The organism is Paraburkholderia sp. SIMBA_027, from assembly GCF_046535315.1.
Lineage (GTDB): Bacteria > Pseudomonadota > Gammaproteobacteria > Burkholderiales > Burkholderiaceae > Paraburkholderia > Paraburkholderia tropica.
This window is the reverse complement of the sequence record NZ_JAWRWY010000008.1, coordinates 40,505-52,798: the sequence shown is the minus strand read 5'-3', so window position 1 is coordinate 52,798 and position 12,294 is coordinate 40,505. Positions and strand designations below refer to the sequence as shown.

The 12,294-nt window shown below is 68.9% G+C and carries 10 protein-coding genes; 5 read left to right on the top strand and 5 right to left on the bottom strand.

Translation table 11 applies throughout. The annotated features are described in order from the left end of the window. The first annotated feature begins 88 nt into the window (after positions 1–88). Positions 89–1,057: a bile acid:sodium symporter family protein gene (locus SB764_RS16500; protein WP_410864091.1), complete on the top strand. Its 969-nt coding sequence runs from the start codon at positions 89–91 to the stop codon at positions 1,055–1,057. A gap of 79 nt (positions 1,058–1,136) precedes the next feature. Here the strand turns inward: SB764_RS16500 and SB764_RS16495 are convergent, their stop codons facing one another. Further along, positions 1,137–1,523 (bottom strand): DUF2917 domain-containing protein, encoded by a 387-nt coding sequence (locus tag SB764_RS16495; protein WP_181441032.1) that lies wholly within the window; start codon positions 1,521–1,523, stop codon positions 1,137–1,139. Positions 1,524–1,692: 169 nt separating this feature from the next. Here SB764_RS16495 and SB764_RS16490 point away from each other — a divergent pair, with 169 nt between their 5' ends. Then, positions 1,693–3,438 (top strand): phospholipase D family protein, encoded by a 1,746-nt coding sequence (locus SB764_RS16490; RefSeq protein WP_080180353.1) that lies wholly within the window; start codon positions 1,693–1,695, stop codon positions 3,436–3,438. 276 nt (positions 3,439–3,714) lie between these two features. Beyond that, positions 3,715–5,097, top strand: coding sequence for a class II fumarate hydratase (fumC, locus tag SB764_RS16485; RefSeq protein ID WP_065061400.1), 1,383 nt, complete (start codon positions 3,715–3,717; stop codon positions 5,095–5,097). 105 nt (positions 5,098–5,202) lie between these two features. On the opposite strand, the gene SB764_RS16480 is transcribed toward fumC, so the two are convergent. The 3 genes from SB764_RS16480 to SB764_RS16470 form a co-directional block, all read right to left on the bottom strand. Continuing rightward, positions 5,203–5,706 carry an acyl-CoA thioesterase gene (locus tag SB764_RS16480; RefSeq protein ID WP_065061279.1) on the bottom strand — a complete coding sequence of 168 codons (504 nt, stop codon included), beginning with the start codon at positions 5,704–5,706 and terminating at the stop codon, positions 5,203–5,205. A 222-nt stretch (positions 5,707–5,928) separates the two neighbouring features. Continuing rightward, the gene (locus SB764_RS16475) at positions 5,929–6,957 is read right to left on the bottom strand and encodes a GlxA family transcriptional regulator (RefSeq protein WP_110328320.1); all 1,029 of its coding nucleotides are present in this window, start codon (positions 6,955–6,957) and stop codon (positions 5,929–5,931) included. Between the two features lie 142 nt (positions 6,958–7,099). Further along, positions 7,100–7,243 (bottom strand): hypothetical protein, encoded by a 144-nt coding sequence (locus tag SB764_RS16470; protein ID WP_167371413.1) that lies wholly within the window; start codon positions 7,241–7,243, stop codon positions 7,100–7,102. A gap of 221 nt (positions 7,244–7,464) precedes the next feature. Here SB764_RS16470 and SB764_RS16465 point away from each other — a divergent pair, with 221 nt between their 5' ends. Together SB764_RS16465 and SB764_RS16460 are read left to right on the top strand one after the other, a co-directional pair. Beyond that, complete coding sequence (locus SB764_RS16465; RefSeq protein WP_065061277.1) at positions 7,465–8,178, top strand: ArsR/SmtB family transcription factor; 714 nt, start codon at positions 7,465–7,467, stop codon at positions 8,176–8,178. Between the two features lie 218 nt (positions 8,179–8,396). Beyond that, positions 8,397–11,045, top strand: a complete 2,649-nt coding sequence (locus tag SB764_RS16460) for a DUF6600 domain-containing protein (RefSeq protein ID WP_410864088.1) — start codon at positions 8,397–8,399, stop codon at positions 11,043–11,045. Between the two features lie 125 nt (positions 11,046–11,170). On the opposite strand, the gene SB764_RS16455 is transcribed toward SB764_RS16460, so the two are convergent. Then, positions 11,171–12,142 (bottom strand): thymidylate synthase, encoded by a 972-nt coding sequence (locus tag SB764_RS16455; RefSeq protein WP_074983865.1) that lies wholly within the window; start codon positions 12,140–12,142, stop codon positions 11,171–11,173. Positions 12,143–12,294 lie beyond the last annotated feature (152 nt).

The window sequence follows — 12,294 nt, the reverse complement described above, 5'->3', positions numbered from 1 at the left end:
GCGACGCCGCGCCGGCCACCCCGGCATGCCGCTCGCGCTATCACGCGCCGTCATCAAGAAAACGAACCCTCTCACGGACCACGCTTCCATGCTCGCCCCGATTACCCGACTGTTCCCGCTCTGGGCAGTGCTCGTGTCGCTCGCCGCGTATTTCAATCCGGGCGTCGTCGCGCCCATCGCGCCGCACGTCACGACGCTGCTGATGATCATCATGCTGGCGATGGGCGTGACGCTCTCGTTCGCCGATTTCCAGCGCGTGTTCACGCGTCCCGCGCCCGTGGCGGCCGGCATTCTGCTGCACTACCTCGTGATGCCGCTTGCCGCGTGGGTGATCGCGAAAGCGCTGCACATGCCCGCCGACCTCACCGCCGGCATGGTGCTGGTGGGCAGCGTGGCGAGCGGCACGGCCTCGAACGTGATGATCTATCTCGCGCGCGGCGACGTCGCGCTGTCGGTGACGATCAGCGCGCTCTCGACGCTCGTCGGCGTGTTCGCGACGCCGCTGCTGACGCGCCTTTACGTGGACGCGTCGATCGTCGTCGACGTGCACGGCATGTTGATGAGCATCCTGCAGATCGTCGGTCTGCCGATCATCGTCGGGCTGATCGTCAACCGGCTCGCGGGCGGCCTCGTGCGCCGCGTCGAACCGGTGCTGCCGCTCGTCTCGATGGTCTCGATCCTCGCGATCATCGCCGCCGTGGTGGGCGGCACGCACGCGAGCATCGCGACGGTCGGTCCGGTCGTGGCGCTGGGCGTGGTGCTGCACAACGGCATCGGCCTGCTCGGCGGGTATTGGGGCGGCCGTCTGCTCGGCTTCGACGAATCCGTGTGCCGCACGCTCGCGATCGAAGTGGGCATGCAGAACTCCGGCCTCGCGGCGACGCTCGGCAAGCTCTACTTTTCGCCGCTCGCCGCCCTGCCGGGCGCGCTGTTCTCGGTATGGCACAACCTCTCGGGCTCGCTGCTCGCGGGCTACTGGGCCGGCAAGCCGGCGCGCGGCAGCGAGCGCGACGCCGACGAGGCACGCAATCGCGCAAATAGCGGCGCAACGCGCTGATACGGCGCGACGCGGATAAGGCGTCGCGCAATCGGGCTCGCGGTCGGGCGCGCGACCGACGCGACCTTCGGGGCCGACTTCACCCGCGCTGAGCACCCAAGCGCGGCCGCCGCACAGGACGCAGCCCGCCCAGGCGCGCCAGCCAGCGCGCCGCCGCCCACCATCGCATCAGCACCCCGTTTCCGCTGACCGACACCGGCGTGCTCACGCCCGTCAGCACCTCGCAACGCACCGCCTCATCCCATCCGCCGATCCAGACCCGCTCGCCCGGCGCGAACGGCAGCGCCTCGCCGGGTTCGAGCCAGAAGTCCTGGGCGTCGCCTTCGACCGTCATCAGCACGCGCCCTTCGAGCACGCCCAGCACGCCGCCTTGCGCGCGACGCACGCGGCGGCACGCGCCGCGCGGCACCTCGAACGTCTCGACCACTTCGCCCCACGGCCCTACGTCGTTCACTGCCCTCGTCATCGCGATCTCCCGCCGTTGCTGATGCGAGCAGTCTCGCGCGCCCCCGCCCGCCGACGTTTCCAGCCGACGTGAAACGAGGCGCGCATCTTGCTCAGGCGAGATTCGCCGCGCGCCGTTTCCCCCCGCGCACCGCACCGCTTCCCGATAGAATCGAAACGAAAAGACACACATGTCTGCGAACCAGCCCGTCCGCGTCCGGCACCGGCGGCAGACCCCGAGGAGATTTCGCTTGAACGCGCCAGCCCTGCCCTACGCCTCCTCCGCTTCCCGCGCCAACGGCGTGCACCGCCGCGCCCGCCCGTTCGCCCTGCTCGCCGCGTGCCTGTGCCTCGCGCTCGCCGCCGGCTGCGCGACACGCCCGCCCGCCAGCGACTACCCGCGCCAGTCCACCGCCGCGATGTCCACCGCCGACGCCCGCGCCACGCCGCTCGGCGCCGCGCTGGCCGCGCCCGAAGCCGCGCATCCGGACCAGTCGGGCTTCCGCCTGCTGGCCACCGGCACCGACTCGTTGCAGATGCGCGTCGCGCTCGCGCGCGCGGCGACGAAAACGCTCGACATGCAGTACTACATCGCCAACGAGGACACCACCGGCAAGCTGCTGCTCGGCTCCGCGCTCTACGCGGCCGACCGCGGCGTGCGCGTGCGCATGCTCGTCGACGACCTGAACTTCCACGACATCGACCGCCTGATGGCCGCGCTCAACAGCCATCCGAACATCCAGATCCGCGTGTTCAATCCGTACGGCAGCACCAGCGAGTCGATGTTCACGCGCACGCGCAACTTCTTCACGAACGTCGACCAGTTCACGCGCCGCATGCACAACAAGGCGACCATCGTCGACAACGAACTGGTGATCGTGGGCGGGCGTAATCTCGGCGACGAGTACTTCAGTGCCAGTCCGACGCTGCAGTTCACCGATCTCGACGTACTGGGCGCGGGTCCGGTGGCGCGCGCGGTCTCCGACAGCTTCGACGCCTACTGGAACAGCGCGGTCTCGTATCCGCTCTCCGTGCTCAATCATCAGAAGTTCGACGCGCACGACCTCGACACCGCGCGCGACGACCTGCGCCAGCACTGGCGCGACACCGCCGAGCCCTACAACGCGAAGCCGCTCAACGCCACGCCGCTCGCGCAGCAGATCACGCGCGGCGAACTCGGCCTCGTCTGGGCGAAATGGCATTTCGTGGCCGATTCGCCGGAAAAGATCGCGGGCGCGCACGACGGCGACCAACACGGCCAGATGGGCGACGCGATGCGTTCGCTGCTCGACCAGATCCATCAGGCGAACCGCAGCGTGCTGGTGTTCTCGCCGTACTTCGTGCCGCACGAGGCGGGCGTGCAGGCGATCCGCGACCTGACCGCGCGTGGCGTGCGCGTGGCGATCCTCACCAACTCGCTCGCGGCCACCGACGCCATCGCCGTGCAGGCCGGCTACAGCCCCTATCGCGTGCCGATGTTGCAGGCCGGCGCCGAGCTTTACGAGTTCAAGCCCGTGCAGCCCGCAGGATCGCCGCAGCGGCGCTTCGGCATCGTCGGTTCGCAATCGCGCGCGAGCCTGCACGCGAAGGCCTACGTGATCGACGACAGCACGCTCGTAATCGGCTCGCTCAATCTCGATCCGCGCTCGGCGAACCTGAACACGGAACTCGCGCTCTCGATCGACAGCGCGCCGGTCGCGCACGAGGTCACGGGCTATTTCGCGCTCGCCAGCTCGCCCAAGGCGAGCTACCGCGTCACGCTCGCCACGCCCGCGCAACTGGCGTCGATGCGCGGCAGCGCGATCTCCTCGCCGCTCGTCTGGACCGACGAGGAAGACGGCGCGATCCGCACCTACAACCTCGATCCTGGTGCGGGTTTCTACCGAAATCTGCTAACCGGGCTATTCTTGCTGTTGCCGGTCGACAACCAGCTCTGATCCTCAGCGTCTGATCTTCAGCGCGGGAGAGTCGGCCAGGCCTCGACGTCCGCCATCACAGCCAGCCGCGAGCGTCGCCCCGCCCCGCATGTGCGATTCGCATGCTCCGGGGCGCGGCCCGCCCGCACCGGCCTCGCGCCGCGCAGCCACGCGCTGCGACGCCGTCGCCCAGCCATCACGCGGATCGAACCCGTCACGAAAGCGGCGCGCGCCTTCGATGCAGCGCCGCGTCATTCACCGGAGTCACCCATGACCGCATCTCAAGACAACGTCCGCATGGAGCGCGACACGTTCGGCGAAATCGCCGTGCCCGCCGCGCAACTGTGGGGCGCGCAGACGCAGCGCTCGCTGCAGAACTTCCGCATCTCGACCGAGAAGCAGTCGCCGGAACTGATCACCGCGCTCGCGACCATCAAGCGCGCGGCCGCCGAAGTGAATCACGGCCTCGGCGTGCTCGACGAGTCCAAGGCGCGCGCGATCGTGCAGGCCGCCGACGAGATCATCGAAGGCAAGCATGCGGGCGAGTTCCCGCTCGCCGTCTGGCAGACCGGCTCGGGCACGCAGACCAACATGAACCTCAACGAGGTGATCGCGAACCGCGCGAGCGAGATTCTCGGCGGCGAGCGCGGCGAGGCGCGCAAGGTGCATCCGAACGACGACGTCAATCGCGGCCAGTCGTCCAACGACGTGTTCCCGACGGCCATGCACGTCGCGGCCGCCGTCGGCATCGTCAAACATCTGCTGCCCGCGCTGAAGACGCTGCGCGACACGCTCGCGGCCAAGTCGAAGCAGTTCGGCGACATCGTCAAGATCGGCCGCACGCACCTGCAGGACGCCACGCCGCTCACGCTCGGCCAGGAGTTCTCGGGCTACGTCGCGCAGCTCGATCACGGCATCAAGCATGTGGAAACCACGCTGCCGCATCTCTACGAACTCGCGCAGGGCGGCACGGCGGTCGGCACCGGCCTGAACGCGCATCCGCAGTTCGCGCACAAGGTGGCCGAATCCATCGCGAAGCTCACGGGCGTGCCCTTCGTCACGGCGCCCAACAAGTTCGAGGTGATGGCCGCCGCCGACGCGCTCGTGTTCGCGCACGGCGCGCTCAAGACCGTGGCCGCGAGCCTCATGAAGATCGCCAACGACGTTCGCTGGCTCGCGAGCGGCCCGCGCTGCGGTCTCGGCGAACTGTCGATCCCCGAGAACGAGCCGGGCAGCTCGATCATGCCGGGCAAGGTGAACCCCACGCAGTCCGAAGCGCTGACGATGCTCTGCTGCCAGGTGTTCGGCAACGACGTGGCCGTGAACATCGGCGGCGCGAGCGGCAACTTCGAACTGAACGTGTTCCGCCCGATGATCGCGCACAACGTACTGCAATCGATCCGCCTGCTCGCCGACGGCGCGCTCAGCTTCAACGATCATTGCGCGGTGGGCATCGAGCCGAATCGCGACCGCATCGACACGCTGCTCAACGAGTCGCTGATGCTGGTGACGGCGCTCAATCCGCACATCGGCTACGACAAGGCCGCGCAGATCGCCAAGAAGGCGCACAAGGAAGGCACGACGCTCAAGGCCGCCGCGCTCGCGCTCGGCCACGTGACCGAGCAGCAGTTCGACGAGTGGGTGAAGCCCGGCGAGATGGTCGGCAACCTGAAGGGCTGAGCGCGGACGCACATGCAGAATCAGCCCTGAATCAAGGGCTGAAATGCAGAACGGGCGGCGAGGATCGAACCTCGCCGCCCGTTTTTTATTCCGGCGTCGTGCGTGTCAGACTTCGCCCTTCGCCACTTCCTCCGGCTTCAGTTCGACGATCGCATCGAGCGCTTCCTTCACGTCGAGCGCGTATTTCGCGAGGCGTTTCTGCTCGTCGGTTTCCGGCACGAAGGTCGGGACGGGAATCGGGTTGCCGTTTTCGTCGACGGCCACGAACACGATCAGGCAATCGGTCGTCAGACGCAACTGGCCGCTCTTCGGATCGCCCGCGTGCACGGTGATGTGAATGTGCATCGACGTGCGGCCCGTGGCCACCACGCGCGCGCGCAGCTCGACCATGTTGCCGACGAGGATCGGACGGCGAAAGCGGATGTTGCCCACGCTCACCGTCACGCAATAGCGGCCCGACCAGACGGCCGCGCAGGCGTAGGCGGTTTCGTCGATCCATTTCATCAACGCACCGCCGTGGACTTTGCCGCCGAAATTCACCGAGGTCGGTTCGGCAAGGAAGCGGAACGTCGTTTCCGAACGGTCCAGCGGCTGGGAAGGCGTACTCATATCGGCTCCGCTCGTGTGGGGTTTTTGCGCTTGCGCGGCGTGGAATCGTCGCAGCGATTCGTTTATAGGAGCGACCGATTATACGAGCGCAATAAGGCATCCGCAGCCGTGCTTTTGGTACGGATGTTTTGCAGATTCGTTGAAAACCCAGCGCGGCGCTTGTGCGGAAATTTCGGCGATATTTTGGGGATTTTTCGCGGATTTTACGTCGAAGCGCGCGCTTCACGCCGCCGAAAACCGCGCGCGATAGTCGACCGGAAGCACGCCATAGCGCCGCTCGAACGCGCGGCGCAGGTTCTGCTCGCTGCCGAAACCGCAGTCGGCGGCAATACGTTTGACAGGCCGACGCGATTGCGCGAGCGCATGCGCCGCCGCTTCGATGCGCATCGCGGCGACGGTGCGCGCCGGCGTGCGCCCCACCGCTTCCACGTAGCGGCGCGCGAACGTGCGCGGGCTCATGCGCGCCTCCTCGGCGAGCCGCTCCACGCTCAGCTCGACATGCAGATTTGCAGCCATCCAGCCGTGCAGCGCCTCGAACGCACCGCCCGCCGCGCTCTGCGCTTCGAGCGTCTCGCTGAACTGCGCCTGACCGCCCGGACGCTTCATGAACACGACGAGTCGGCGCGCCGCCTGCATCGCGACCGCGTGACCGTAGTCCTCCTCGATCAGCGCGAGCGACAGGTCGATGCCCGCCGTCACGCCCGCCGACGTCCAGACCGCGCGGCCGTCACGCTCGTCGCGCAGCCAGATCGGCTCGGGATCGACATCGATTTGCGGATAACGGCGCGCGAGTTGCGCCGCGTTGCGCCAGTGCGTCGTGGCGCGGCGGCCGTCGAGCAGGCCGGCGGCGGCCAGATAGAACGCGCCCGTGCAGACCGAAGCGACCCGGCGCGCGCGCGGCGCGGCGGCCGCGATCCACGCGACCAGCGCGGGATCGGGCACGGTCGTGTCGTCGATGGGAATGCCGGGGACGATCAGCGTGTCGAGGGTGGCAGGGTCGATCGTATCGAGCCGCTCGGTGACGACGGGCAGGCCCGCGAAGGTCGGCAGCACGCCGCCCGCCAGCGAGGCGACGGTGACGCGGTAGGCGTGTGCTTCGCCAGGCGAAGGCGTCGGCGATTGCCGTGCCGAGGCCGCGCGTACCGCCAGTTCGGCGCGCCAGAACGCCTCGACGGGGCCGCAGGCATCGAGCAGCACGAGTTCGGGCGCGACCGCGAAAACCACATGCCGCGCGGAAGAGGAAAAAGTCATGGCGCCAACCTGCGACGTAGCCGGGAACGCACCATCATCGCATGGGCGCATGTGGCAGTTACGTCAAGCCGGCATCAATTTCTGCCAACGCGTCCGACGGCGAGAACGCGCGAAGGAAGCGCTCAGGCATCGCGCAGAGCTCTCAGTTGCGAACCGAAATGCCCTGATCGATCGTGCCGTACATGGTGATGCCGCTCGCGCTGCTGCTCGCCGGCGTGCCGCCTGCGCAGGCCGCGCACAGCATCGTGAACGCGGCGAGCGTGCCAATGGCCAGAATCCGTTTCATGACTGCCTGTCTGCTTCGAGTGAGAGTCCGATTTTAGCGCGCGGGCCCGAGGCGCTTCAGTTTCGCGGGCGCAGCGATATTTCACGTCACGCTGAAACGTCGAATGCCGATGTTCGCTAGAGTGAGGACATGGGCCGCCGCGCCGAAACGAACGCGAGCGCGCCCGAACGCATCCGAACGCACCCAAACTCATCGCAAGTCAAGCGAAGCCAGGAGCCGCCATGATCCTTCCCGCCAGCGACGACACCCAGCATTTCCCCGGCCTCGCCCGCGTCGCCGCCCTGCTCGCCGATCCCGGCCGCGCCGCCATGCTGTGGTCGCTGATGGACGGCAGCGCGCGTCCCGCCGGCGAACTCACGCTGATCGCAGGCCTGTCGCCGTCCGCCGCGAGCGCGCACCTGGCGCGGCTCGCCGAAGGCGGACTGCTCGCGCTCGACGTGCGCGGACGCCATCGCTATTACCGCATCGCCACGCCCGAGGTCGCGCAGGCCATCGAGGCGCTGATGAACGTCGCGCACGCCGCCGCGCCCGCGCGGCCCGTCACGCGCCCCGCGCGCACGGTGCCGGTGGAGATGCGCCACGCGCGCACCTGCTACGACCATATGGCGGGCGAAGTCGCGGTGCGCGTGTTCGAGCGGCTCGTCGACGGCGGCCTGCTCGTGCGCGACGGCGAGGACCTCGACGCCACGCCCGCGGGCATCGACCGGCTCGCCGCGTGGGGCCTCGATCTGTCGGCGTTGCGCTCGCGGCGGCGGCGCTTCGCCTGCACCTGTCTCGACTGGAGCGAGCGGCGTCCGCATCTGGGCGGCGCGCTCGGCGCGGCGCTGCTCGAGCGCTTCACGGCGAATGGCTGGGTCGAGCGCACAAGCCGTCCGCGCGTGCTGCGCATCACGCCGTCCGGACAGCGCGAATTCAACGCCTTCGCGCCGGCCTGAAATGGCTGACCGAAACGGCCGACAGGCACCAAAATTCTGACAAATACCCGACAACTCCCCGCAAATCACCGCGAAATTCGTCACTTACAACAGAGTCCACACGTTCTGTTACATCTAGTGCATAGCCCTTAACAATTCCGTGTGCATGGAAACAGGCCGGGCGGATAGAGTGCCCCACATGGCTCCCCGAAATGTTCGGCGGGCCGTGGAGAACCAAAATGACACCGTGCACTTCATCGCTCCTGCCGCTGCGCCGCACCCGCCGCGCACAGGCTCACACGCTCATCGCCGGCGCCGTGTTCGCCGCCTTCGCGCTCAACCTCGCCAGTCCGGCCGCCTACGCCCAGGCGGCGCCCGGCGCCGTGGCGCAGGCCGGCGATCCGCCCGGACGCGTCGCGCGTCTCGACTACACGGCGGGCGCCGTCACCACTGAGCCCGCGGGCGCGACCGACTGGTCCTACGCCCAACTGAACCGCCCGCTCACGACCGGCGACCAGCTCTGGAACGACGCCAACGCACGCTCGGAAATGCACATCGGCTCGACGGCTGTGCGCATGGGGCCGCAGACGAGCCTCGACGTCCTCAATCTCGACGATTCGAACGCGCAGCTGAAGGTGGCACAAGGCACGCTCTCGACGCGCGTGCGCGAACTGCCGCCGGGCAGCGCGTATGAAATCGACACGCCGAATCTCGCGCTTGGCGTGAGCGGCCCTGGCGACTATCGCGTCGATGTCGCGCCCGACGGCAGCAGCACGACCGTGACGGTGCGCAGCGGCAGCGCGACGGTCTACGGCGAGAACGGCCAGACGCCGATCCAGGCGGGCCAGCAGATCCGTTTCGCGGGCACCGACCTGCAGCAGGTGGCCAGCGACGCCGCCCCGCCGCCCGACGCCTTCGATCAGTGGGCGCTCGCGCGCGACGCCGCCGAGGACCGCTCGGTCTCGGCGCGCTATGTTTCGCGCGACGTGCCCGGCTATCAGGATCTCGACGCCAACGGCACGTGGCGCGACAGCCCGCAGTACGGCGAAGTGTGGATGCCGAATTCGGTGCCGACGGGCTGGGCGCCGTATCACGACGGCCACTGGGTCTGGCAGGCACCTTGGGGCTGGACCTGGGTCGACGACGCCCCGTGGGGCTTCGCGCCGTATCACTACGGCCGCTGGGCGCAGGTCGACGACAGCTGGGCCTGGGTGCCGGGTCCGATGGTCGAAACCGCGCAGCCCGTGTACGCGCCCGCGCTCGTCGCCTTCGTGGGCGGCGGCGGTGGCGGCGGCTCGGACTGGGGCGTGAATCTGGCGATCGGCGGCGCGGCCGCGGCGGGCGTGGCCTGGTTCGCGCTCGGGCCGGGCGAACCGTGGCATCCGCACTGGGGCGGCTGGAGCCCGCGCTACTACGAACGCGTGAACCAGAACGTCGTCGTCAACAACTACCGGCGCGACGTGAACATCACGAACATCAACGTGCACAACACGTACGTGAATTACCGCGTGCCGGGCGCCGTGACCGCCGTGCCCGCGACGGCCTTCGTGCACGGCCAGTCGACGTCGCGCTTCGCGCAGCACGTCGATCCGCGTCAGTGGCAGAACGCGCGCATCCAGTCGGGCACGCCGGGCATCGCGCCGGTTCAGGGCAGCTTCGGGCCGAACATGCGCCGCGCCGACTACCGGCCGCCGGCGTCGCTGAATCAGCGTCAGGTGGTCGCGACCCGCGCGCCGGTCGCGCCGCCCGCGTTCCACGACAACCTCGCACAACGCTTCGCCCACGGCGGCGGCACGGTGCCGGGCGCGGGCGCGCCGGTGGTGCGCGTCTCGGCGCCCGCCCACGCCTCGTTCTCGCCGTTCTCACCGTCCGCTCGCGGCGGCTCGCCGCAGCAGAACGTGCGCGTCGTGACGCCCCACTCGCCGGTGATCGGCGCGGGCGCGCGTCCGAACGGCGCGCCGGGCCAGCCCGGCGGTGTCGCGCAGAACGCGCCGCATGGTCAGCCCGGCGCGCAGCCGATGGGGGCGAACATGGCAAACGGCCACGGCCCGGCGATGGCGCAATCGCCGCAGGCTCGACCGGGCCAACCTGCCCCGCAACAAGCCCGGCAAGCGCCCGGCGCGCAGGGCGTGCCGCGTCCGCCGCAGTTCGCGGGCCGTCCCGAGGCCGGTCGTCCGGAAGCGGGCCAGCCGCAGACGGCGATGAACGGCCGTGCTCCGACGGCCGGTGCGCCGGGCGAAACACATCAGCCGGTCTGGACCCAGCCGCATACGCCGATGGCCATGCGCGGTCAGCCTGGCGGCAACGAAGCGGGCCGCCCGCAGCAGGCGCAACCCGCGCAACAGGCGCCGCAAACAGTGGCGATGCAGCCGCCGCACGAGGCGCGCGAAGGCGCACCGGGACGCGCGCCCAAAGCCGCAGCGGGTCAGCCGCAACGCGTGCCGCAGCCCGCGCAGATGCAGCCGCGTCCGGAGCAGGCGCAATCGCGCGCCGAGCCGCGTCCGCAAGCGCAGCCGCAGCCGCAGCCGCAGCAGGCTCAGGCGCAACCGCGTCAGGAATTCCGTCCGCAACCACAACCGCAAGCGCAGCCGCAGCCAGCGCGCGTGGAAAACCGTCCGCAGCCGCAGCCGCAAGCCCAGCCGCGTCAGGAATTTCACCCGCAGCCGCAGCCGCAGCAACAGGCTCGCCAGGAGTTCCACCCGCAGCCGCGTCAGGAGCCGCAAGCGCAGCCGCGCCAGGAATTCCATCCGCAGCCCCAGCCGCAGCCGCGCGCGGAAGCCCGTCCGCAACCGCAACCGCAGCCGCATCAGGAGGCGCCGCGCCCGCAACCCGCGCCGCATCCGCAGGAGCACGCGGGCGGCAATCACGACGATCGTCATCACGGTTGATCGGCGCTGACCGAATCGCTGCGTCAGCAACGAAAAAGCCCGCGAACGAAAACGTTTCGCGGGCTTTTTTATCGGCTCGAAGCGCCTGACTCGCAGGCAATGGCCGGGATCGCGCTACAAAAACCTCACACGGCCATTGGCGCGGTGAGCGGCGCGTGGTGGCGATAGCCTTCGAGCGAGAAGTCGGCCGGTTCGACCTTCTCCAGCCACTCGGGTTCGTAGACGCCGGTTTTCGCGAACTCCGGCACGCGGTCGGCGATCACGAGACGCGGGCTCTCGTACGGCTCGCGCTCGAGCTGCGCGTTGAGCATGTCGAGCTGGTTCTCGTAGATATGCGCATCGCCGATGAAATACGTGAACCAGCGCGGCGTGTAGCCCGTGAGACGTCCGACGAGATGCAGCAGCACCGCGCCTTCAGTCAGGTTGAACGGCGTGCCGAGGCCCACATCGTTGCTGCGGATGTACAGGCAGAGCGAGATTTCGCGCTTCTGCGCGTTCGGCAGGAACTGATAAAGCAGGTGGCAGGCGGGCAGCGCGATCTCGTCGAGCTTGGCGGGGTTCCAGCCATGAAACAGAATCCGACGGTCGGCCGGGTTGTTCACGATGGTGTCGAGGCACTGCCGCAGCTGGTCGATCGCCTTGTAAAGCAGCACTTTCGAGCGGCCGCCCTCTTCGAACGCCGTCACTTCGGTGTAGCCGCGCGCGCGGGCGTCGGCGATCTGTGCGGCGGCTTCGGCGTCGAGCACCTTGTAGGCCGGCCATTGGCGCCATTGCACGCCGTAGACGTCGCCGAGATCGTCGGTGCCGCGGCGGTACGGATTGGCGAGCCACTGGGCGTTGTCGTTCGCGTTGGCGTCCCAGACCTTGCAGCCGAGCGCGCGGAAGTCCGCGGCGTTGCGCGAGGCGCGCAGGAAGCCGATCAGCTCGCCCACGGCCGACTTGAACGCGAGCTTTTTCGTGGTCACGGCGGGGAAGCCCTGCTGAAGATCGAACTTCAGCATCGCGCCGGGCATGCTGATGGTGCGGATGCCGGTGCGATTTTCCTGCCAGGTGCCGGTGTCGAGAATCGAGCGGACGAGCTCGAGATACTGTTTCATGCGAATTCCCTGAGCGGACGCGCGATGCGCCCGTGCGGATTCAAAACAGCGATTTTATAGCATGCGCGGCGAGTGCCTGTCGGACGCCGCGGGGAGCGCTCGCGCGTGCGGTCACCCGCGCGGAGCGTGCGCGCGCGTCGAGAAGGCGGTAT

Bases quoted from the DNA above. Each gene is read 5' to 3' on its own strand.
- SB764_RS16500 (WP_410864091.1), top strand. From the start codon at position 89: ATGCTCGCCCCGATTACCCGACTGTTCCCGCTCTGGGCAGTGCTCGTG.
- SB764_RS16495 (WP_181441032.1), bottom strand. From the start codon at position 1,523: ATGACGAGGGCAGTGAACGACGTAGGGCCGTGGGGCGAAGTGGTCGAG.
- SB764_RS16490 (WP_080180353.1), top strand. From the start codon at position 1,693: ATGTCTGCGAACCAGCCCGTCCGCGTCCGGCACCGGCGGCAGACCCCG.
- fumC (WP_065061400.1), top strand. From the start codon at position 3,715: ATGGAGCGCGACACGTTCGGCGAAATCGCCGTGCCCGCCGCGCAACTG.
- SB764_RS16480 (WP_065061279.1), bottom strand. From the start codon at position 5,706: ATGAGTACGCCTTCCCAGCCGCTGGACCGTTCGGAAACGACGTTCCGC.
- SB764_RS16475 (WP_110328320.1), bottom strand. From the start codon at position 6,957: ATGACTTTTTCCTCTTCCGCGCGGCATGTGGTTTTCGCGGTCGCGCCC.
- SB764_RS16470 (WP_167371413.1), bottom strand. From the start codon at position 7,243: ATGAAACGGATTCTGGCCATTGGCACGCTCGCCGCGTTCACGATGCTG.
- SB764_RS16465 (WP_065061277.1), top strand. From the start codon at position 7,465: ATGATCCTTCCCGCCAGCGACGACACCCAGCATTTCCCCGGCCTCGCC.
- SB764_RS16460 (WP_410864088.1), top strand. From the start codon at position 8,397: ATGACACCGTGCACTTCATCGCTCCTGCCGCTGCGCCGCACCCGCCGC.
- SB764_RS16455 (WP_074983865.1), bottom strand. From the start codon at position 12,142: ATGAAACAGTATCTCGAGCTCGTCCGCTCGATTCTCGACACCGGCACC.